This is a genomic window from Methylothermaceae bacteria B42, from assembly GCA_001566965.1.
Lineage (GTDB): Bacteria > Pseudomonadota > Gammaproteobacteria > Methylococcales > Methylothermaceae > Methylohalobius.
Genome location: LSNW01000015.1, coordinates 1 through 22,441, shown reverse-complemented (window position 1 = coordinate 22,441; position 22,441 = coordinate 1). Strand labels below are relative to the sequence as shown.

At 54.4% G+C, this 22,441-nt stretch carries 18 protein-coding genes and 1 pseudogene; 6 read left to right on the top strand and 13 right to left on the bottom strand.

The features are described 5' to 3' along the window. Nucleotides 1–36 precede the first annotated feature (36 nt). From AXA67_07895 to AXA67_07875, 5 genes are all read left to right on the top strand, one after another. Nucleotides 37–1,296: a hypothetical protein gene (locus AXA67_07895; GenBank protein ID KXJ40909.1), complete on the top strand. Its 1,260-nt coding sequence runs from the start codon at nt 37–39 to the stop codon at nt 1,294–1,296. Then, the gene (locus AXA67_07890; protein ID KXJ40908.1) at nt 1,293–2,378 is read left to right on the top strand and encodes a hypothetical protein; all 1,086 of its coding nucleotides are present in this window, start codon (nt 1,293–1,295) and stop codon (nt 2,376–2,378) included. The genes AXA67_07895 and AXA67_07890 overlap by 4 nt, the downstream gene beginning before the upstream one ends. A gap of 2 nt (nt 2,379–2,380) precedes the next feature. Further along, nucleotides 2,381–5,422, top strand: coding sequence for a cytochrome-c peroxidase (locus AXA67_07885; protein ID KXJ40907.1), 3,042 nt, complete (start codon nt 2,381–2,383; stop codon nt 5,420–5,422). Between the two features lie 7 nt (nt 5,423–5,429). Then, a complete protein-coding gene (locus tag AXA67_07880) occupies nt 5,430–5,732 on the top strand; it encodes a hypothetical protein (GenBank protein ID KXJ40906.1) in 303 nt (100 codons plus the stop codon). A gap of 76 nt (nt 5,733–5,808) precedes the next feature. Then, nucleotides 5,809–7,254, top strand: a complete 1,446-nt coding sequence (locus AXA67_07875; protein KXJ40917.1) for an undecaprenyl-phosphate glucose phosphotransferase — start codon at nt 5,809–5,811, stop codon at nt 7,252–7,254. 14 nt (nt 7,255–7,268) lie between these two features. Here AXA67_07875 and AXA67_07870 read toward each other — a convergent pair whose 3' ends face one another. From AXA67_07870 to AXA67_07810, 13 genes are all read right to left on the bottom strand, one after another. Further along, nucleotides 7,269–7,457 (bottom strand): hypothetical protein, encoded by a 189-nt coding sequence (locus AXA67_07870; protein ID KXJ40905.1) that lies wholly within the window; start codon nt 7,455–7,457, stop codon nt 7,269–7,271. A gap of 69 nt (nt 7,458–7,526) precedes the next feature. Further along, complete coding sequence (locus AXA67_07865; protein ID KXJ40904.1) at nt 7,527–8,204, bottom strand: ribose-5-phosphate isomerase; 678 nt, start codon at nt 8,202–8,204, stop codon at nt 7,527–7,529. A 12-nt stretch (nt 8,205–8,216) separates the two neighbouring features. Continuing rightward, nucleotides 8,217–8,681, bottom strand: coding sequence for an alkyl hydroperoxide reductase (locus AXA67_07860; GenBank protein KXJ40903.1), 465 nt, complete (start codon nt 8,679–8,681; stop codon nt 8,217–8,219). Nucleotides 8,682–8,766: 85 nt separating this feature from the next. Next, complete coding sequence (locus AXA67_07855; GenBank protein KXJ40916.1) at nt 8,767–9,591, bottom strand: hypothetical protein; 825 nt, start codon at nt 9,589–9,591, stop codon at nt 8,767–8,769. A 21-nt stretch (nt 9,592–9,612) separates the two neighbouring features. Further along, nucleotides 9,613–11,070 (bottom strand): hypothetical protein, encoded by a 1,458-nt coding sequence (locus AXA67_07850; GenBank protein KXJ40902.1) that lies wholly within the window; start codon nt 11,068–11,070, stop codon nt 9,613–9,615. Nucleotides 11,071–11,080: 10 nt separating this feature from the next. Then, complete coding sequence (locus AXA67_07845) at nt 11,081–11,500, bottom strand: hypothetical protein (GenBank protein ID KXJ40901.1); 420 nt, start codon at nt 11,498–11,500, stop codon at nt 11,081–11,083. Between the two features lie 10 nt (nt 11,501–11,510). Continuing rightward, nucleotides 11,511–13,019 carry a hypothetical protein gene (locus AXA67_07840; protein ID KXJ40900.1) on the bottom strand — a complete coding sequence of 503 codons (1,509 nt, stop codon included), beginning with the start codon at nt 13,017–13,019 and terminating at the stop codon, nt 11,511–11,513. Between the two features lie 187 nt (nt 13,020–13,206). Next, nucleotides 13,207–14,535 (bottom strand): FMN reductase, encoded by a 1,329-nt coding sequence (locus tag AXA67_07835; GenBank protein KXJ40899.1) that lies wholly within the window; start codon nt 14,533–14,535, stop codon nt 13,207–13,209. Continuing rightward, on the bottom strand, nt 14,528–15,850 hold the full coding sequence (locus tag AXA67_07830; GenBank protein ID KXJ40898.1) for a hypothetical protein: 1,323 nt from the start codon (nt 15,848–15,850) through the stop codon (nt 14,528–14,530). Before AXA67_07830 ends, AXA67_07835 begins: the two co-directional genes overlap by 8 nt. A gap of 12 nt (nt 15,851–15,862) precedes the next feature. Further along, a complete protein-coding gene (locus AXA67_07825) occupies nt 15,863–18,382 on the bottom strand; it encodes a hypothetical protein (protein KXJ40897.1) in 2,520 nt (839 codons plus the stop codon). 434 nt (nt 18,383–18,816) lie between these two features. After that, a complete protein-coding gene (locus AXA67_07820; protein ID KXJ40896.1) occupies nt 18,817–19,251 on the bottom strand; it encodes a DNA-binding protein in 435 nt (144 codons plus the stop codon). After that, the gene (locus AXA67_07815; protein KXJ40895.1) at nt 19,251–19,484 is read right to left on the bottom strand and encodes a hypothetical protein; all 234 of its coding nucleotides are present in this window, start codon (nt 19,482–19,484) and stop codon (nt 19,251–19,253) included. The genes AXA67_07820 and AXA67_07815 overlap by 1 nt, the downstream gene beginning before the upstream one ends. A gap of 205 nt (nt 19,485–19,689) precedes the next feature. Continuing rightward, nucleotides 19,690–21,570, bottom strand: coding sequence for a hypothetical protein (locus AXA67_07810; protein KXJ40915.1), 1,881 nt, complete (start codon nt 21,568–21,570; stop codon nt 19,690–19,692). Nucleotides 21,571–22,068: 498 nt separating this feature from the next. Between AXA67_07810 and AXA67_07805 the strand changes: the two are divergent. Then, nucleotides 22,069–22,441, top strand: a pseudogene (locus AXA67_07805) (hypothetical protein).

Genomic DNA, 22,441 nt, shown 5'->3' with positions numbered 1-22,441 from the left:
GCGCTTCCCTTAAGGTACGTTTTTGGAGGAAATTGAATGGGCATTGTGACGGCCTGGATAATGGTTTTGTTGATGGGATGGTCAGCGAGTGTCTATGCAGAAGAAGCCCTGCTGATGCCTCACCATGATGAACTAACCTATGACCCGGCATTAACCCTGGGTGATGTAGTGGCTGCCACAGAGAAGGTGTATCCGCGCAGTCATCTGGTTTCTGCGCTAGAGGAAGAATCCAGTGCCTGGCGGAAGCGTGCCGGGGGGCTACTGGCCGGCCCTGTGATGTTGGGGGCGACTTACAGTGGAGATCAGGTGGGGGATGATACCGGGCAGTGGTCCATTGATACCGATTTGACCTTTATGATCTGGAAGTGGGGCCAGCGGGCGGCGGCAAAACAGGTGGCCGGCCAGGCTGTTCGCTATGCCCAGGCCTATCGTCGGGCATTGAAGTTGCAGGTAGCGGGCTTGGTGCGGGAGGCATTGTGGGATCTGCAGATGAAAAAGGTGGATTATGAAACCGCCCGCAATGTATTGGCGGTGAATCAGCAATTGACCGATGTCGTCCGTAAACGGGTGGAAGCGGGGGATTTGCCTAGAACCGACCTGCTGTTGGCCCAGACCCACCTCTTGCAACGAAGATCGGAAGCGGTGGCCGCCGAAGCGGAATGGATGCACGCCCGCCGGCGCTATCTGAATTTGACCCGCATGGACCGGGCCCCGGCTTCTTTTGCCGAAACCTTGACCGACAGAAAGGCCATCGGTCTGGACCACCCCTTGCTGGCGGCGATTACCGCCAAGCTGGAGGAAGAAAAAGCCAGGGCGGAGTGGACAAAATTCGAATCCGATACCGGTAACCAGCAGGTTTATTTCACCGTCGGCAGCCATCATGAGCACACCGAGCGGGGCGGGCAAACCATCAATGGCATGGTGGCCAACCTGACCTTGCCCTTTGGCGGCGGCACTTACCAGGCGCCCAATATCGCCTCCGCGCGGACGGCATTGGCGGAAGCGGAAGCGGAAAGAGGGGATTTATTCCGGCGCCTGGAAAGAGATCTCCACGAAGCGCGGCACGCATTGGAGATTGCCCGAGTACAAAAACAACAAGCCGAGGCGCGCCACCAATTGGCGGCGGAGAATTTAGCGCTGGGGCGCAAGGCGTTTGAAGCCGGAGAAATGAATTTGATTGATTTGCTCAAGATTCAATTGCTGGCCCAGGAGGCACAGCGGGATTTAGAGGCATGGCGGGTCAAAGCCAAGAGTGCGGTTGCCCAATATAACCAAACGGTAGGTGAGCTGCCATGAAGTTTCTCAGCCGCTTGATTTTTTGTTGGATGTGCTTCAGTAGCGCATGGGGGCAGGGCATTATCTCCGTTGAGGTGAAAGAACAAAAGCGCTTGGGTATCCAGGTTTCCAGCCCACGCCTTGTTCGGGAAATTCCCGTGGGACTGGTGCCGGCGACGGTAACGGTGCCGCCGGAATCGGAATATGTGATTAGCGCGCCCTTGGCGGGGATAATCGATGAAGTGAAAGTGGTTCAGGGGGAGTCCGTGACCAAGGGGCAGGTGCTTATCCAGCTTCGCAGCCCCGAGCTTTTGCGCCATCAACAACATTTACTCGGCGCCTGGCAGGAATTCCAGGTAGCGAAAGCGAAATACGAAAGGGAAAAACCACTGTTCCAGCAAGGCATCATTGCCAAGGGCCGTTGGCTGGAGACCCGGAAAAATTGGCGCCGGGCAGCAACAACCCTGGCCCAGGCCCGGGGTGAACTGGAGATTTTGGGATTGCCCAAGGCGCGGATTGAGTGGTTGCTCCGGGCGGGCAAGCTTGACAGCCGCTTGCCTATGACTTCTCCCGATGCCGGCGTGGTGACCGCGCGCGAAGCTATCGTGGGGCAGCGGGTTGAACGCCTGGCGCCGCTTTTCAGGCTGACTGCCCTGAGGCAATTATGGCTGGAAATGGCGGTGCCCGCCAATCTGGCCATGCGCTTAAAACCCAAAGACAAAGTGGTGGTGGAAGGCAAAAGAGGCGTTGGGCGGGTTCGTTTGATAGCCGGCACCGTCAACCCCGGAAGCCAAACTGTGCGGGTAGTGGCCGAGTTGATTGAACGGCAGCGTTTGCGTCCGGGTTTGAAGGTGAACGCCAGGCTTTATGTAGAGGCTGATCCGCCTTTTCTGGAATTGCCGCGAAGCGCTCTGGTATCCCATGAAGGCAAATCGTATGTATTTGTTATCCGGAGCGCTGAGACATTTCGGGTGACCCCCATATCCCTTGCGGCATTGACCGATACCACGGTTTATATCCGGCAGGGGCTGAAACCTGGCGATCAAGTAGTCAGCCAGGGCATTGCCTCCCTTAAGGCTGTCTGGCTGGGCGGGGAGGAATAGAAATGGGGCGGTTGATTCAATTTGCCTTGACCCAGCGCCTGCTGATGCTTTTGAGTGTGGCAGTCTTGGCGGGTTTGGGCTGGCATGCCCTAAGGAACTTACCTATCGACGCCTTCCCCGATGTTTCCACGCCCCAGGTGAAGGTGATTGTCAAAGCGCCGGGAATGACCCCGGAAGAAGTAGAAGCCCAGATTACCATTCCGTTGGAGTTGGAGCTGTTGGGATTGCCCCGGCAGAGAATTTTGCGCTCTATCGCCAAGTACGCCTTGACTGACATTACCATCGATTTCGAAGCAGGAACGGATGTGTACTGGGCGCGTCAGCAGGTGGCCGAACGGTTGAATAATGTGTGGAGCGAGTTGCCGGAAGGCGTCAGTGGCGGGATTGCGCCGTTGACCACGCCCTTGGGGGAGATGTTTATGTTCACCATTGAGGGGGATGCCCTCAATTTGACGGAAAAGCGCCGGTTGCTGGATTGGGTGATCCGCCCGGCCTTGCGTACGGTGCCGGGGGTGGCCGATGTCAACGTGTTGGGCGGGAAGGTGCGTAGTTTTGAAGTCGTCCCTGATGAAATGAAGCTGGCGGCCATGGGCATCACTCTGGATGAAATCGTAACCGCCCTTTCCCTGAACAACCGCAATCATGGTGGTGGTCGCTTGGATATTGGCGAAGAGGCTTTGTTGGTGCGGGTCCAAGGGCGTATCCAGACCTTGGAGGATGTGCGCCAGATCGTGGTGACCGAAAAAAACGGAACGCCCTTGACCATCGGCGATCTTTGTCAAGTTCGGATCGGTTACCTGACTCGCTACGGGGCATTGACTGAAAACGGCCGGGAGGAAACGGTGGAAGGTTTGGTGCTCAGCCTGCGCGGTGCCAACGCCGGGAAAGTGGTGGCGGGGATTCAGGAAAAACTGGATCAGATTGCGCCGGGACTGCCCGCGGGGATCCGCGTTCAAATCTTATATAACCGAGGAGATCTGGTGGCACGGGCGGTGGGGACGGTAACCAGAGCCTTGATTGAAGCGATCGTGCTGGTTTTAGTGTTATTGATGCTTTTCCTGGGGGATTGGCGGGCAGCTATGACCGTGGCGTTGATTTTACCGTTGGCGGCGCTGTTCACTTTCTTGCTCATGCGTCAATTCGGATTATCGGCGAATTTAATGAGCCTGGGAGGATTGGCGATTGCCATTGGCATTTTGGTGGATGCGGCGGTGGTGGGGGTTGAGAATATTGCCACCTATCTCGGTCACGAGGATAAAACCTCCCGTTTCCCTCATCTTCATATTATCTACCGATCGGTGCGGGAAGTGGCCGCGCCTGTCACCGCCGGGATTTTGATTATCATCATCGTTTTTTTGCCCCTGCTGACCTTGCAAGGGCTGGAAGGAAAGCTTTTTGTGCCGGTGGCCTTGACCATTGTGTTTGCCTTGACAGGTTCTCTGTTACTTTCATTGACGGTGATACCGGTATTGGCTTCATACATTCTAAAAGCCATGCCGCATCAGGAACCCTGGTTGCCCCGCTTGCTCCATCGCTATTATGAATCCATTCTTGGCTGGAGTTTGGATCATGGCCGCCTGATTTTAATCAGCGCCGGTGTTCTGGTGGTTATTGCTGGCTGGCTGTATTTTCAAATCGGCAAGACTTTCATGCCAGTGATGGATGAAGGCGATATTGTGATCCAGACGGAAAAGTTGCCTTCGATCAATTTAGAGCAGACGGTGCGTCTGGATCTGGCGGTTCAAAAGGCGATTCTTGAGCAAGTGCCGGAAGTGGCGCGGGTGGTCAGCCGGGTCGGGTCGGACGAGATTGGCCTGGACCCGATGGGACTGAATGAAACCGACCATTTTTTGGTGCTCAAACCCAAAGACCACTGGCAGGTTCCGGATAAACCCGCGTTAATTGAAAAACTGCGTAAAGTGATGGAAACCTTTCCCGGCATCGCCCATGGCTTTACCCAGCCCATTCAAATGCGGGTGACGGAGATGTTAACAGGAGTGCGGGGGGATGTGGCGGTCAAAATTTTCGGGAGTGATCTGGGACTTCTCAACCAGAAGGCGGCAGAGATCGCTGAGGTGCTTAAAGGTGTTCCGGGGGCGGTGGATGTCATCACTCGCCAAAATGAAGGCATGCAATATCTTGAAATCAAAATTGACCGGTTGGCGGCAGGCCGTTTTGGCTTGGATGTGGAGACTTTGGGGTTACTGCTTCGCGGTCAGATTGAAGGACTGCAATTGGGGGTGGTGCAGGAAGGCATTCAACGCACACCGTTATTGCTGCGGGGGCCTATCAGTTCTGACCGTTTGCAAAATCTCAAAATCAGCTTACCGGATGGCAGGGCAATCCCGCTGGCTGCCGTGGCCAATATAGAGAATAATGAAGGTGTCGTAGCGATAGAGCGTGAAAGGGGGCTGCGTTTTTCCGTGGTCCGGGCCAATGTCAATGGCCGGGATTTGGTGGGATTTGTGGAGGAGGCCAAACGTCGAGTGACGAAGGAAATTACGCTGCCTACGGGATATTTCCTGGAATGGGGCGGGCAATTTGAGAATCAAAGGCGGGCGGCGAGTCGGCTGATGTTGGTCATCCCCGCCGCCATCGGTTTGATTTTCTTGCTATTATTTGCCACTTTCGGTTCAATGGGACAAGCACTGCTGGTTTTGGGCAATATCCCGCTGGCCTTGATAGGTGGCGTAGTGGGGTTATGGCTGTCTGGGGAATATTTGTCCGTGCCAGCATCTGTTGGCTTTATTGCGCTTTTGGGGATTGCAGTGTTAAATGGGGTAGTGCTAGTGACTCATTTTAATCAACTCAGAGCATTGGGAAAGCCGGTGGCCGTAGTCGTCAAGGAAGGGGCCATGCGGCGTTTGCGGCCGGTATTGATGACTGCTAGTATTGCCGCTTTCGGGCTCATCCCTTTGTTATTCGCGACGGGTCCCGGGTCGGAAATACAAAAGCCCTTGGCGGTGGTAGTGATAGGTGGTTTGGTTACTTCCACCATTTTGACCCTGATAGTGCTGCCATTGCTTTACCGTAGGTTCAATTAAACCCTTTATGAGTCAGAGATTTCTGTTAACCTTGGTGGCTGACCCCGCCATTGAAGAACCTTTAGTGGATTGGTTGTTAAGCAACGAGGTTGGCCATGGCTTCACCAGTAGTCAAATTCATGGCCACGCAAGTGAGCAACGGGATCTTAGTCTGGCGGAACAGGTAGCAGGCCGTAAACGCCAGATCCGTTTTCAACTGTGTGTCGGAGCGTCGAAACTGGCAAAGCTTGTTGAACAACTTCAGCTGGAATTTGAAGGAAGCGGTATTCACTATTGGGTGATTCCAGTGGAGGCTGAGGGATGGCTTTGAACTTGTAAGTTAAAAAGGAAATTACATTGTTTGCCAGGTCTGTTGGCATGGAGAGGTTTGACAAATGGATGATTCTATGAAGTTAGGGACGAAGTCAAAGATAAGCCATAATTTGCAAAGTGGCGTCATAAGACCCTATTCGGGAAAACTGCAGGCCGTCGTCAAGCTCTTGGATGACGCTTCCGTGGTTTTGGCCATGTATTTGGCGCTGAAGTTGTTTTCCTATCCGTTTGATATTCAGTATCTTTATGTGGCTATAGCGGGTATCGTGCTATACCGCTTTTTTGCAGAATATTTCGAGGTTTACCATACCTGGCGGGGAGAGTACTTTTATAGCGAGGCAAGGCGGATTGCCTATGCTTGGTTCAGTGCCGTGGCGGTGCTGGTTGTCGTCTTGTTTTTGTTAAAAAGGACAGAGCCTTTATCACGCCTGGCCATCGGTTTGTGGACAGTGAATACTTTTCTCCTTTTTCTGGCGCTGCACGGTGGCCGCCGGGTCATTGCATCGGCGCTCAGAATGCAGGGGCGAAATACCCGGACCCTTGCCATCGTGGGCGCCAATGATATCGGGCTGCGGCTGGAACGGACAATCAGGAACATGCCGTGGCTGGGATATCGTTTTTTGGGATATTACGAGGACCGTAAAGCGGTGCCGGATCGCCGACGGATCGATGGTGTCCATGTCGTTGGAACCTTGGAAGGTCTCTATCGGGATGCAAAAGCAGGGCGGGTGGATCACGTTTATATTGTCTTGCCCTTGAGCGCGGAAAATCGAATCCGTGCCATCATTGATGAGTTGGCCGATAGCACGGTTTCCGTTTTTTTTGTGCCTAATTTCTTTGTTTTTAACTTGATTCAGGCCCGCTGGAATACCCTTCAGGGAATTCCCGTGGTCAGCGTTTACGATACGCCTTATGATTCAGTCGATGTTCTGTTAAAACGGCTGGAAGATTTAATTCTGGGTTCGATTTTTCTCGCAATCACGGCAATTCCCATGCTCTTCATAGCCATTGGCGTTAAATTAACCTCCCCGGGTCCCATACTTTTCAAGCAAAGGCGCTATGGATTCAATGGCGAGGAGATCGAAGTCTGGAAGTTTCGTTCCATGCGGGTTTGCGAGGACGGAGACCGGGTCATACAAGCCAAGAGGAACGACAGCAGAATCACCCCTTTCGGTGCTTTTCTCAGGCGCACTTCATTGGATGAACTGCCTCAGTTTATCAATGTCCTTCAGGGAACCATGTCTATTGTTGGACCTCGACCTCATGCGGTAGCCCATAATGAGTACTACCGGAAGTTGATTCCCGGTTACATGCTGCGGCATAAAGTCAAGCCGGGTATTACCGGTTTGGCGCAAATTAACGGGTTTCGGGGCGAGACAGAAACGTTGGAAAAGATGAAGGAGCGAATCAAATACGATCTTGACTATATCCGTCACTGGTCGCTTTGGCTGGATTTCAAAATTATTTTTTTGACGGCGGTAACAGTGATTAAGGGATGTATCCGCGGTGAAGTCTATTGATAGAGAATTCGTAATTACTTGTCCATACCGGAAGATGCCCCCATGAGTGGTCTATTCCGGAAGACGCCGTGAATACTTTCTTGCTGCGCAATCCTGCTTTGCAAGAAAGTCCTGCCCAAACCTCCCTGTTCGGGCGCTCGCCCGGCTGCGATAGTCCACCGGACTTTCGGTCCGGCTCGCCCCTGTAGGCTTGACTTTGGCATCCCTGCCAAAGACACTTCCTCCACAGACCACCCATGGGGCCAAGCAGTTAAGATAAATCCAACAGCAACTTATCCTCTCAATATTTCAACTTTACCATCTTTACCCATGATTACCGCGCTGGCAAGATTTTGAAAAATGCCGTGCTCCACCACACCCGGTGTTTCATTTAAGGCTTGATTGAGGGTCCTGCTGTCAAGCTCTGCCGGAAAGGTCATATCCAGCACCAAACTGCCGTGGGCGGTAACCACAAAGCCATCTTGGTTGGCGGTTTTACGTAAATTCCCTTGCCCGCCCAGTTTCTCCAATTGACATTTGACCATCTGCCAGGCAAAAGGGATGACTTCAACGGGAATCGGGAATTTTTCCCCAATACGGCTGACCTGTTTGCTTGGATCAATCAATACCAGAAATTGATCGCTGGCCCGCGCCAGCAGTTTTTCCTTGACCAAATCGTAACCCCGTCCCTTGAGCAGCGTCAGGTCCGGGGCGACTTCGTCGGCGCCGTCCACATATAAATCGATGCGGGCGAGGTGTTCCATCGCCGCCAGGGGCAGCCCCAACTGTTGAGCTTTGATGGTACTGACCACGGAACTGGCTACCGTCGTTACACGAAGCTTTTCTTCTTGGTAACGTTTGGCCAAGGCTTCGATGAAGCAATTGGCGGTAGATCCCGTGCCTAGACCTACCACCATCCCATCTTCAACGAGTTCAACCGCGTGCCTGGCGGCGAGTTCCTTGTCGTTCATGGGAACACCCGCTCAAAGATTTTTGACTTGTTCCAGGATTTTTTCCGCGTGGCCTTTGGGTTCCACCAGATACTCGGCATAGGCGATATTCCCGTTTTTGTCGATGATGAATGTGGAACGCCAGATTGCCATTTTTTTTACGCCGTCTTTTTCTTTTTCCCGCCAGACGTCGTAAGCCTCGCAGATCTTGCCATCGGTATCGGCCAAAAGTTCCACATTGAGGTTGTATTTATCGACGAACTGCCGGTGGCTTTCGCAGGTATCCTTGCTGACGCCGATGACGGCGGTGTTGTATTTGGCGAATTCGTCCGCCAGTTTGGTGAAATCATTGGCCTCGATGGTGCAGCCTGGGGTATCGTCCTTGGGATAAAAGTACAGCACCACGTTTTTTTTACCCAGATAATCGGAAAGGGAAACGGTATTGCCATCCTGGTTGGGGGCGCTGAATGCCGGGGCCGGTTGGTTTTTTTCTAACATGATTCTCCCTCCTAAAGTTGACTGAAATCCTCGGGAATAGGATTATCACAAACCCGTTCGGAATGCAAAAAGTCATGCTTTTTTGTTACCCCAGAGCCTTTTGCAAATAGTCGGAAAATTCCGGCGTTCGCAGGTAGCCATAGGATTTATGATGGATGCCGCCCCAGTCATTCATAACCAAATCGTCTTGAACCCGGATGCCTTCTTGATTGGCGCCGTAATCATCGGACAAGTGGGTGTCGATGGAGACGGGGTCCCGGCGGTCGGCGAAATTGACCCAGGCTTTGACATTTTCCGGGGTCCGCGGCGGTCCGTCGTTGGCTTCAATCGCTTTGGCCTTCACATAAGGCAGCCCCAAGGGGGAACCGATAGTGATGAAATGGTCGATGGCTATGGCTGGATTATGTTGCAGTTGATGGAGGACATCGTAGGCGATGATGGAGCCCATGGAATGGGCAATCACGATGATACGCCGGTTTCTATGCTCGAGAATTTGATCGCTCAGCCGGGCTTGCAACCGGGAATTGATCTGCGGCTCTTCGTAGTAACGGGATAAATCCCGCAGTTTCAGCCGCAATACCTCCTCGGCTACCTCGTCGACGCCGTACTCCTGCCGCCAGCGGTCAATAACATCATCGATGCTGCTGCTGGCCCAGGCGCGGAACCGGTCCCACCAGTTATCCCGGTAGCGCCTGAGAGTCCCTGGCAGAGCTTGACGGTAAAGTTCCGCATTATCGTCCGGTTGATCGTACATGACATCCGCCCAGTACACCGAAATAAAATTCAAATCCTCGGGATTTAAATTGGTGCCGGTGTTTTTTTGTAATCCTTCCAGCATGGCCACTTCCCAGCCTTGCATCAAAGCCTCCGCCGGGGGTTTATTGGAAAGACCGTGTATACCGATAATGATATGTTCCATGATAAGTCTCCGTTACAGGGTTTTTAAATAGGTCAGCAGGGCCGCTTTGTCCGCCGCCGCCAAGCCGGTGCCATAAACGTGGCCTTGGTTGCCGTTGCCGGGGATGCGGGTGTCATAAAAGAATCCCTGGCGCTGGGCCTGTTCTCCGTGCGACACAAAACCTAATTTGACTGCGTCAATCAAGTCATAGCCCCGGTAGAAGGTCGCCGGCCGCAGTGCGGGTGGATTGAGCAAGTCCCGCACCGTGGGCACTGAGCCGTTGTGCAAATAAGGGCCGCGCAGCCAGAGTCCATCGAGCAACACGGAGACATAGCCATCCACGTCCTGGAAGTGATCCATTCCCCAGTCATATTCTTTTTGATAGGCGTTGTAGCGTTTGGCAGCCTGCGCTGTCCACATATCCACCCGGTGCCGGTCGGTGCCCACTTCTGCCACCGGAATGATGGTGCCGGTACGTTTGCCATCGGGCGCGTGGCATTCACCGCAATACTGTTGAAAGAGCTGTTTGCCGTGGGCGATTTTTTCGGAGTCGAGGTGGTAAGGCGAATTAGCCGGCAACTGTGTACTAAAGGGAGATTCGGGGGCGGGCAGGGTTTTGAGCCAATTTTCAATTCTGGCCAGGTTGTCTTCCGGGATGGATTCGTAGGTCATGCCATCGCCAATCGCGGAGCTGACGACGACCTCGTGAAAATCGGTATTGAGCCCGTCCCAGTGCAAGGCGTGGTTGGCGCGCGCTTGCATATCCCACAAGGGGACCATGTCGGCGCTGCCAATGGTGTCATCAATGGCCATTGCCAAGATGCCGAACTTGATAGGGTTGAAAGGATCGATCCGTCCCGGTCCCCAATCGGGTTTGGTATCGGTCCAGGCCAGTTGCCAGCCATTTTTGATCAACGCCTTTTTGGTGGCGGGAATGATAAAGAAACGATAGAAAATACGGTCCAGCCAAGGCATGTCATAGATGCGCTCGATTTCCGCCATTAGAATTTGGGGGTTGAAACGGGCGTCGTTGGCGGCTTTGGTCAAAAAGCGGGCGTAGTCCTGGGCGCGAACGGTATGGCTGGGGCCTGCGGGAACATAAAGGGGCAAGTCATCTGCCTGGAGCCGGAAACTGGCGGTATGGCAAAAAGCGCAGTTGAATGCCACCCGCTCAAAGCCGATGGTTTTTTTGGAAAATCCCACCGGCAATTCCCGGCCCTGTTCCCAGGGAATGCCCAAGGAAGCATAGCCTCCAGGGCCGGGCAAATAATCCGGGAATACTTTGGGCAATACTATCCAGATCCAATAGGGCACCCCTTGGGTGGCCTCACTGCCGATGGAACCGTATTTGAACCATTCTTCAGGTGGCGCGCCGGCCAAATGTTGCTGGGGCTTTTCCCGGAATAACTGACTCCAGACAACCACGCCTACTATTAAAAGCGTCAAAAGCAAGCCAATCAGCCAGACAAGGGTTTTACTCGTTGTGGACATGGAGCGTCTCCTATTTGAGCGGCACGGGCCGGCCGGCGGCGTTTTCCAGTTGCGTCACTTTCCACAGGCAATACAAAGTGGACAGGCCGATAACAGCATCGACGATGGCGATGGATAAGAATCCCTTGGGATGGCCGAAGACAAAGACCGCAATGGTGAAAAAAGTGGCGCCAAAAGTACGGGAGGGAAAAATAGCCAGCCAGGCGACGGCCCGGTAGCGCGCCAGGTCCCAGGTGGGAGGCAGGTAAAACATGCTGATAATAAATAGCAACATGCCCGAAGCCCTCGCCCATATCAATTGCTCCAGAGGGATCTTGAGAAAATCGAGCAAGGGCCCGGGAAAGAAAAACAAGCCGATGACAAATAACATATTGATGGCAATGCCAACCTGGACCAAGCGGATGTGCCAATATTCGTAATGATTGGACATGGTGGTGTTCCTAGAAAGTTTTCATGTATTCAACCAGGGCGTCTTTGTCCGCTGGGCTTAAATGGGTTCCATAAGCCGGGCCTTCGTGGCCGGTATTGGCGTTGCCCGGTTCCCGGGTTTCAAAACGGTAGAAAGTTCGCCCTTTTTCCTGGGCAACGTTGGAGATAAAGCCAATTTTCTCCCAGTCGTAAACGTCATAACCCCGGTAAAAGACGGCCGGCCGGTTGGTGGCTGGCTCCAACAGATCCCGCAAGGTGGGCACGGAGCCGTTGTGAAGATAAGGCGCGCGCAGCCATAGACCGTCCAGGGGCATGTTGGCGTAGCCGTGGGTTTTGCGGAAGTGACTGAAGCGCCAGGGATAGCCTGCATACAGGGTGTTTTGATTGGCTGCCAGAGCTTCGCTGTAAGAATCAAGGCGCCCCGGATCGGTGCCGATATTCTGTAAGGGCGCTACGGTGCCGAGCCGCTTGAAGCGCTGGGTATCGAAGACGTACGCGCCGTTTTCCTGTTTGCCGTGGCAATCGGCGCAATATTCGTCGTACAAAACCTCGCCCCGCTTGGCCAGGGCCGGGTTCACCGGCTTGGGATAGGGCGGTGGATTGAAGTCCCAAAGCCAATCCTCGATCCGTTTGATACGTTTCAAGTCGATGGTGACCGGGGTGACCCCGGCGCCCAGGGCCGCGCTTTTGTTGCGTTCTTCCACCGAAGGATTATTGCCGTCCCAGTGAAGCAGCATGCCCTGGCGGGGACGTTGGTGCCAGATGGAAGGATAATCGGCGGGACCGACCAACTCCTTGCGGGGCAGTTGGTTCATGGGGAAATGGAACTGAATGGCCTTGTAGGGGTTGAAGGTATCCACCCGCCCCGGCCCCCAGAGAGGCTGTTGGTCGAGAAAGGCCAGTTGTTGCCGCAGGCCGATCAGCGAACCCCTCACCCTGTCCACCACCACATAGCGGTAGGCGAGTTTTTCGAACCAGTCCAGATCGCCGCCCATGGCCTCAATGGCGGCCAAGACGTTGCCGGCGGTGAAACGGTTGTCCAGGGCGACTTCGCGGAGGAACTGGACAAAGGGATAGAGACGGAAATTATTGGCCGGCATGCCAAGATACATTTGCCTGGGGGCATCCGGACTTTCCCGCACGGTGCCGGTATGGCAAACGGCGCAGTTGAGCCAGACAAAGTCGATGCCTTGCACCCGCCGCTTTGAAACGCCTACGGGCAGATCCTTGTTTTCTTCGTAGAGAAAACCAAAGGCCCGGTAATCGTCGCCTCCGGGAATCTTTTCCGGGAACATGACCGGCAGTACCTTCCAAATCCAATAGGGCAGCCCGCTCATGGGTTCGGAGCCAATGGAGCCGTATTTGAAGTGTTCCTCAATGGCGGCATAATCCACGGGACGTTCCACTTTGTACCGGTAGAATACAGACAGGCCAACGGCGAGGGTAATGAATAATGTAATCCCCAGGACAGGGTGACGCTGGATTTTCTTCCAGCAGGCCTTGATGAGTTTCATAGCCACGCCTCAATCAATGAGTTCCGCCAGAGCCCAAACCGCGGCCAGGCCCAACAGAACGATCACGGCCCATGTTTGGAAGCGGGTTTGCCAGGCATCGACGGGGGTTTGGTAAACCTTGTCGCGCAGAATTTGATCTTTGGTGACGGTTTCGACTTCCTCGGATTTGCAGAACATGACAAGACTCCTATGGTCAGTCGGTAAAGGCGGATGGGTGATACACAGCCATGATTTCGTTCACCATGGCGTCGTAATCTCCATTGAAGCGGCGCAGGTCATAACAACCCAGGGGGTTGGCCGGCGCGTTCATCAGGCAGCGGTTGCAGAAGGTGCAGGGTTTGTCTGGTTCGTCCCGTCCTTCGGCCAGTAGCTTGGGCAGGTCGGGGTTGGCGATGAGGGGGCGGGCGATGGCGACGCCGTCACAAATCCCATTTTCAATGACTTTGCGGATCAAGGCGCCGTTTTGATAGCCTCCGGTATTGAGCACCGGAATATCGACGGCCGCCTTGATTTGGCCGCACTCCTGGGCGCTGACTCCCTCGGTGGGATAGTTTTTCTTGGTGCGGTTCCAGAGCCAGGCGAAGAGCGGCCGCAGACAGCGGAAGTGAAAAAAGGTGTAGTTGAAATAACCGCGTACCCCGCTGGAAATCATCGCGCCGTAGGTCCATTTGGCCACATCCAGGGGGAACCCGCCGGGTGGCACCAGCGGATGGGGGAACAGGCTGCCGGCGGAAACGTGCAGGCAGTCCACCCCTTCCTGTTCCAGCCATTGGCAGATTTGAGTATATTCCGCCACCGAATTGCCGTTCTTCTCCCAGGGATAAAGGGCATTATTCTCGTCGAAAGCGTTGATTTTGACTTGCAGGTGATAGTCGTCGCCGATTTCCCGGCGGATGGCGCGCACGGTTTCTAGCAGGAAGCGGGCGCGGTTTTCCAGACTGCCGCCGTAGTCGTCCTTGCGGTCGTTGATGCCGGAACTGAGGAACTGGGTAAACAGATAGCCGTGGGAAGCGTGCAATTCAATACCGTCGAGACCCGCTTCCCGGGCCCTGCGCGCGCCGGCGGTGAAATAGCCGATGACCTCGTCGATATCCTCTTTCGTCATGGCCCGGCACAAAAGGCCATGGAAAGTATCCATCTTGTCTGTCGATGACAGGCCCACATTCATTTGGTTTTCTATCCCTGGGATATCGCGCTGGCGTCCGGAATGGCTGAGCTGCATAATCAATTTGCAACCGTGGGCGTGGACCCGCTTCACCGCTTCTTTCCAGAAGGGGATCTTGTCGTCATTGTCAATCATGGCGTAGTTGGGCAAGATCCGGCCACGAACGTGAACCGGCACAAACGACGTGATAATGGCGCCGACGCCGCCCTTGGCGAAGCGTTCTTCCCAGTTCAGCCTGGCGTGGGTGCCCGAGCCGTCGTAATTGTCCCAGCGGCCGGAGATGCTGGAGCGGAAAAGGCGGTTTTTGACCGTTAAATGGCGGAATGCCAGGGGCTGAAAGATGATGTCATTATTCATTATGGCTTGTCCTCGTGGGTGGGGGTGAACGCCAGCGGCATAGTGGGCCGTCTGGATTGCGGCCGCCTGTCAGCATGACCTGGATCTGCTTCAGGCAGTCATTGTCCTGGACGATTAATAACTGAGTGGCGCGGTCGATGGCCTCGGCATGCCCGGGCCTGATTTTGAAGTCGGTTTTGATGGCTTGCAGTTGCCGGCGCAGGCCATCGTCGCCGATATCGTCAAAAACGATGTGATAGAACAGGCTTTTGTCGCCGAAGGTCTGATCCAGATAATTGCTGAAAATATCCAGAATCCGGGCCCGGTTGACGGCGAGTAAAGAGTCGAAGCTGTCGAGAAAGTTGAGATCGACGCCGAAATCCAAAATCCCCCGGCCGTCATATTTTTCGTGATCCACGCCGCCGCCGGGCACATAGGAATCCACCAGGATGACCACAAAACGGTCAAAGCGGCGCCGGTTGTTTTCCAGCACCACCATGGCGCTCAACAACCCCAGGTTGTCATAATTGCCGCCGTCGAAGACATGGAAATAATGGTTGTTTTCCTTGTAATCTTTTAATGTCATGTAATTGAAGGCGCCGGGGAAGGCAGCCGATGCCATTACCGCGCGGGCGATTTCATAGTCGCCCAGATCCGAATGTAGGGCTTTGAACTGTTCCACGGTGAAGGTGAAAGGCCTGCCAAAATGATCGGCGGTCCCGTCGGTGGCATTGAGAATCAGGTTGGGCCGGTGCGGATTGATATCGCTAAAGCGCAGATCCCAACCCAGCATGGGCTGGTCATAGAGGTTGTCGGCGAAGGTTTGCGCCATGATGTCGGAGCGGTCGTAGGCGGTGAACCAAAACCTGGCGATATTGACCGGCAAAAACCAACTGCCGACCCAGCGGATGCGGTAATTGCGGCGCATCAGGCGGCGCACGGTTTCCCGGTTCCAGACCCGCTTGGATGGCAGTTTCCGGGCTTCTTCCTCGCTATCGCCGGTAATCGCATAATAGGCGGCGGGCAGGGAGCCTCCGGAAACCGAGGAAATGGCATCCACTTCGTGGAGCAGGTTCCAGCCCTGATCGGCAAACACCTCATCCAGCGCCAGCATCACATTGCCGGACCAGTAGGCCGCCCGGCTGCCGCCTCCGGACAATGCCAGAATGACCAAAGTCTCCTCGGATCGGCCACGGGGATGGTGAATCGTGAAAGTGGCTTTGCTGGCCGCCGGTTCTGCCGTGTCACCTTTGACATTGGTATGGGAATACATGGAACAGCCCGAGAGTACAGCCATCCCAATTATCATTCCCATCAGCCGCCAACGACGTTTCATCGATTTTCTCCGTTACATCGTTTTAAGGAAGGCAATCAGCGCCTTTTTGTCGTCATCGCTCAGTCCCTTTTCGCCGGGGAGATACCCGGTGCCAAAGTAATGACCCCGGTTGACGATGAAGTCCGGACATTTGTTGAGGGTGAGCATTTCATCCACCAACGGCGCGAATGCCGCCTTGGCTTGTTCGTCGCCGACGTCAGGAGGCAGCGATTTGAGCGCCATGACCAGTTTGGGCAGGAATTTGATGACGCCTTTTTTGTTTTCCAAATCGATGTTGGCAAGAAGATTGACTGTGGTGCCCTTGGGGATGGGACCGATTTCGATGCCGTCGCGGAAGTTGGGCAGCACCTTGAGAAAATCGGGGATAAAGCCAGGCGGCACCCGCAGATAACTGGTGGCGGTCGTGCGGTCAATCACGCCGGGCAGCAGCTTGCCCGATTGGGTCAGATAGCGGCGGTCGCCCCGACGTTTTTCCGGCCATAGCAGCTTTTCGATACCATCGTAGAAAGCCTTCATCCGGTCCTCGGTGGTGCCGTCGCAGATATATTCGTCGTCGTAATAGGCGTCGGTTCCGTAGGTTTCTCCGTGGTTGTGGGCATAGGCGCGGGATGGGGGCTTTTGCCAGCAGAAGTCCCCGACGGTGTTATTCAACAGGAACGGCGCCTGGGACCAAATGCTGACCAAGGAAGGCACGCGAATATAACCCAGTCCACCGGCCGGCATGGAATAGCGGTAAGGCTGGCCGGTGACCGGGTGGTGAACAAGTATTTCACCCACCGAAGGCAGCGCCTTGTAGGAAGAGGAGGAGAAGTCGTTCCAGATATTGTCCTGGATGGCGTTGGTGGCCAGGGTACTGCAGGTATTGCTTTCCACCAAGGTCACCGGGATGCGCAATTCGTTGGAAAGATAGTTATCCTCAAGGAAATCGTCTTGCAGCACGATGGCGCGCATTTGCCGCTTGAATTCATCGGTTTTGGTCCAGTTCCAGTAATTGTTGAAACATTGCAGATAATTGGGACCGTTGCAGCCATGATCCGGGAAGAAAGTAAAGGCTTTTTCCGGCAGCTTGCTGGAATGGCAGCGGGCGCAATTTTCAGCGAAAACCCCCTTGCCTCGCTTGACCTGTTCCGGCGGATCGTTCAGGTATTGATTGCCGCCAGGCGCGGCTTGCAGCTTATCCGGTTTGGCGCTGGCGAGAAAAAACAAGGCGACGTCCGGGGTTTGCAGCTCGGTGGCGCGCCAGTAGGCGGAATTCTCTTCGGCCACGGAGATTTTAAACGGGGTAATGGGTTTGCCGCCGACAAAGGGGCGGAAGTGGCGCAGCCATTCCTCGCTGAACAGGCCGATGTTGACATAAACCCGGTTCAAGGCCCCCAGCGCGCCGACCGAATCGGCGCCGTCCTTGAGCACCATCGGGGTGAAGACTGAATCCGGTTTGTGGAAAAAATCATGCAAGGGACTGTTTTCCGGGATGGTTGGGTAGTCGCTGAAGCGCTTGTTGTTGAGTTCCCCGCCGCTGAGCTTTTCCTTGCCCAGTTTGCGGGCGATTGCCATGCGCGGTCCCAGGTTATAGACCGCATTCATGGTCCTGGGATTGTTGATGTAATCGGTGGAAACAAAAGAAGTGTCCAAAGCGCCCGGGCGGGAGGTCTTGAAAATCTGATAGACAAAACTCGATTCATCCGCCTCCCAAATGGCGATCCGGTCCCACCAGAAATATTGCGCGCCGGGATTGGAGGTGAGATTTTCCCACTTGGGATTTTCGAAGTCTTTGGGCGGATTTACCGGGCTGGGGCCCACATGGCAGAAACCGCACGACATGCCTACCCGGTAAGGACGCACCAAGTCCTTGCGGTTGTAGTAGCCGGGATCGGTGTAATAGCGTTCGGGATCCCATTCTTCAGCCGCTTTCTCGTCGAAATTGGGATTGGGAAACAGGCGCAGGCCAACGATGCCCGTGGCATAGCCATAATAGGAGCCGACAGGGACGGTCTTGCCCCGGGCGCCGGTTTTGACGCCGGGGTATTTCTGCTGGTTTTCGAAAGGATCGGGCGGGCATGTGGGGTCGCGTTCGTCCAGCCACAGACCAAAGCGGTCCTGGCGGGGGGCGCCTGGTTTTTTAAAGCAAGGCTCATTGACCAAGCCCAGGTAGGACCAGCGATTGCCGCGGTTGAATTTGAGACTGGGATGGTTGGAGACCACCTTGAGTAAATCAAAAGCACCGACACTGGCCCGGTTCAGTTCGTCCCACAGCCGGTCGTTGCCACCGGTCCAGACAATCCAGTTGTTGCGGCCCCGCACCACCGCGGCCACCGCATCGGCTGGGGATATGCCAGGTGTGTATGGATCGAGGGCGGCGGCAACCTTCTCGGGATGCTTGGTAAGGCCGTAGTCCATATCGCGGAAATAATCCTCGTCCGCCGCGCGGAATGAATATTCATCACGATCCGCCTGAGTGGCTTCATCCTGGATGGCGGCGCAACTGGCCAACAGAGACATCAACACTAAGACGGGCAGGGGGTGCTTTTTCATAACCTTCTCCCAGCTTGGAGGGGAATGTTTCTCTACCCATCAAAGTTGTATTTGATTCAGGTAGACAGAAGATAAATTAAACCTGATTTGTAAAAAAAAGAACTAAATATCAATAAAAACGATTATCAAAAAATTTTTTCTTTTTTTGATGTGTATCAGGTTAAGGCAAAAAAATGTTGAGGTGATGGGAAAAATACACGCGGATATTCGGTAATATTACCTTGACAACAGGTGGTATTAACTGATGTTACGTAACTTACGGCAAGGACCGCGCCGTCACACCTTCAAAGGGAAAGGGGATTCAAAGCATGCTCCATCGCACCCTCCACCGCTTGCGGGGGAGGGTGGTTTTAAGGGGATAGGGTATTATTTTTACTTGAGATAGCAATTACGGGCAAGGATGCATGTGCCCTGAACGTGATTCTTGGCTCTGCCTACTTTCTTATTATCTCCAGATTCTCGTGTTTCGCGCCGCTAACCATTTGCCAGGTTATTCGTTTGTCGAAGGTAACAAAGCGTCCTTGGTTTTTGGTCGCCAACCCCAGTAGATAGGCATCGGTGATTTGCTTATGGCCCAATAGGTGCTGCCAGGCAATCGAAGATTCATCACATAAACTCAAATCATCTGGCCAGAATGCGTGTGCCGGATGGGCCATTGCCTTGAATAATTTGGAGGCCACTTCAGATGGCGTGAAGTCCCCCGGATAGGCAGGGGAAGAAAGTATCCTGATACAGCCATTTTGGGTAATAGGGCAGGATGCCCACCCGTGTTCGATTTCTTGTAGTAACCACTGTTTGGCCAATGAGTGATGTATATGGGCGGCGTCCAACAGGGCTATGAGTACATTGACATCGAGCAATGCCCTCATTAAACGCCTTCACTGTCCCGGATTTGATCAATTAAATCGTCGGTGACCACCTTTCGGCCCTTTGCTGGAAAAGGCTCGAAACCTGTGAATGCCGCTTCGCTCTCAGCCGCTTTTGTCTGCAGCGCCAGCCTGATCAGTCTGGAAGCTTCCTTGCCCATGGATTGGCGGTGACGTTTGGCTAGTTCCTTGAGGGCGATAATGATGTCTTCATCCAAATCGAGTGTTGTCCGCATAATTAAGTTACCCCCGCGAGATTATGATGTTTGGTCATCAAGATGTTAATGCATCTAACGCAAGTGGGCAAGTCAGCTTGCTACTCCGGCCTTAACACCAAACAATTGCTTTTCCGGGTAACAGCTCCTTGACCGCTTCTCTATTGTCGCTGATAGGTAATTGATATCAACAATGGCCGTTAAAAATTGGATTTGAAGGGTAAAATCAAACACTGATCCCATATTTTAAAGCTTCATTGTGAATCACATCGGTGGCTTTCTCGGCGATCATGTAAATGGCGCTGACAATAAAAAAACCGGGAATTTCAGGGAATACCGAAGCGTCGACAATCCGCAGATTGTTGACGCCGTGGACACGGAACCGGCTGTCCACCACCGCAATCGGGTCACTGGCCGGGCCCATTTTGCAACTGCAAGAAGCATGATGGCCCCAGGCGTGGGCTTTGACAAAGGCTTCGATTTCTTCTCGACTGCGAACCTTTCCCCCCGGAATCACTTCCCGCTGAATATGATTGCTAGCGCGGCGGGTGATTGCCCGCACAAAGCGGATGCCTTCCACCACCGCCGCCAGATCCCGGCTTTCACGGTCGGTGCCTTCGTCAAAATAATGAAAATTGATCTCCGGGGGCGTTCTGGGATCGGCGGATGTCAGGCGCACGGTTCCTCCCCGGTTGCGGGTGTGGGCCTTGAGAATCACCCAACTGAATATATTCTTCCGGGCCACGGCATCTTTGGAATAATCCAGGTAATAGCCCCGGAAGTCTCCCGCCATGCCGAAAATAAACAGATCCGGATCGGTCAGTCCCTCGCTGGAACGTTTGGAAAAGCTGATCAGGGAACCATTGGTGGTATAAAGTCCCTTGCCTTGCCGCCATTGCCGGTAGTAACGGTCGGAATTGTTGAACTCGGCGTCTTTCAGAAAGGAAAAATCCTCTTTCATTTCGGTGACGACCGAGACTTCGTAACGGTCCTGTAGGTTTTCGCCCACCCCTGGCAAATCCACCTTCACCGGCAGGCCGTGACGTTCCAATTCACGCCGGGGCCCGATGCCGGAAAGCAGCAGTAATTGCGGGGTGTTAAACGCGCCGCCGGCCAGAATCACTTCCCGCCGGGCCTGAAATGTCTGAATGGCCTCCGGTTCCCGTGGTTGTCTGGCGATACGGTCGGCTTGATAAAGCTTCCTGCCGCGCCAGACTTCCACGCCGCTGGCGTTGTTTTCCCCATCCAACAGCACCCGGCTGACCAGGCTGTGAAGTTGTACGGTGAGACGGTCCCCGCATGCCGCCTGGACTGCTTTAATGTATTCGCGGGGACCCGCGCGGCGGCCGTTTTCCGTCGTCAATGGCATCAGGGTAAGGCCTTCCCGGTGATTGAAAACATGCCGCCAATCGTTGGGGTCTGTTTTTTCCGGTTGTTTCAAATCCCGCAGGGCCGCTGTGAGAAATTGCCAGGGGGACGTGATATCCGGCCGCAGGGTTTGGATGACAGGTTTCAAAATGCCGTTGCGCAACTGCTTGTCCCTGAGCGCGCTGAAAGCCAGTTGGCGCAAGACTTCCTTGCCGGGAATAGAGGCGGGGAGCCAACCTCGGTAGCCGTGGCGGGAGGGATTGGCGGTAGTTTCGGGAACATAACCGCAGCGCTCCAGGCGCTGGAAATAACGGCGCATGTTTTTGCTGTTCCAGGATTCATCGCCGGTCAAGGCCGCGATTTTGTCCCAGTCGCTGTTGTGGGGATAGATGAAAATCATGGCGTTATGGGCGGTGCACCCCCCCAAGGTTCCGCAGCGGGGGTAATAAACGCCGTTATGCGAGGGATAAAACTTGGGATCCAGCCTGGCCATACGCTGATTTTGATAATGGCGGACAAAAAAATCCCAGCGCATTTGGGGATCCTCGCTGGCCTTCGGATGAAACACCGGCACTTGATAGTGGTCGTTGGCCACATCGCCGCCGGCTTCCAATAGCAACACCCGGTGGCCAAGGCGGGCCAGATTGGCCGCCAGCGGCCCGCCCCCGGCGCCGGAACCCACGACAATATAATCGTATTCATTATTACCGGCGCGGGATGGGGATGCGCCGCAGGTGATATCAGGTTGTTTTTTACCCGCCCAGCCGCAGCCCTTGAGTAAAAATGTCAAGGCGGCGCCGGCTTGGAAGGCAAGCTTGCCAAACTGGCGGCGGGTAAGAATCCATTGCCGGGTTACGCAATCGCAAATCCGGCCTGCTCCGGCTTTCTTCATCGGACATCACTGTTACTTAGGGTTGGGCGTATCGCCCGATGACGATGCGCCAGCCCAGTGTTGCGCCAATTCAGTAGCAAGTCAACACTGTCGAATGGGTGGAAATATTAATTCATGGGAATATGCCGTTATATGGGTTTTTTCCGGGAAAAGCCGCGAAATTCCTTGGGTTGCATCCATCCCGACGGTTATTATTGTTTCCTCCTGGTAGTGAATGACGCGTTTTGCGCCTGGCCGCGTAATTTTCCCGCTTGACAGGTGGCAGACGGTTATAATACAAAGCAAATTGAGCCATGGGTATTTCCGTGGCGGTTCATTTCTCCCTCTTATGACGCCTGTCAGGAGGTGTGTCATGAAAAAAATTTTTTTTACCCCCCCCCCCCCCCCCCCTCAATTCTGAAGCTGGGCATCTGCTGTCTTGCCTGGGCAGGGTTGCCCCCGGCTGGCGCGGCGCCGGTGCCGGATGATTTTGTTTTGCGAATGAACGCCGTTTCTCCCGGCGAGCCGGAGTTTGTGCCTGAACCGGAAGCGGTGGTTCCTCCTGAAGTTCTGGAGCCAGCGGCAGGCCGCCCTGCTTTTGACGCAACTTTGGGTCTGCCGAAAGAACATTTAATGTCTTACAATAGTTATCCCGGCGACCTGTCCACTCCGGCAGGAGATGGAGTTGACCGGCTGATCAAGGATGCCCCCGTCCCTTCGGTGATGGTGGAGCCCGATT